This window comes from Shewanella electrica, assembly GCF_022321485.1.
GTDB classification, from domain to species: domain Bacteria; phylum Pseudomonadota; class Gammaproteobacteria; order Enterobacterales; family Shewanellaceae; genus Shewanella; species Shewanella electrica.
On sequence record NZ_JAKOGG010000734.1, the window covers coordinates 1 to 238 of the forward strand.

At 53.8% G+C, this 238-nt stretch carries 1 protein-coding gene; it reads left to right on the forward strand.

The window, feature by feature from the left end; genetic code table 11:
- The coding region (locus L9G74_RS21950; RefSeq protein WP_238899040.1) for a hypothetical protein at window positions 1-238 on the forward strand (238 nt) is incomplete at both ends.

Genomic DNA, 238 nt, shown 5'->3' on the forward strand with positions numbered 1-238 from the left:
CCGCAACTGGCCTTTTGTTCCGGGGCTGGCTGTTTGCGATCGTCGCCGCACTGTTGATGATCGCCTGCGCCTACCTCTTGCAACGGGTCAGCCAACGGGAGCCGGAAAACGATTTTTGGGTCTTTACCAATCAAGTGGTGCACGAAACCAACCTGATCGCCTTCTTTAACTTGGCCCTGTTAGTGATCGCACTCCTGTTTGCCTACACCACGGTGGTCATCTTCATGGTGATCTTGTT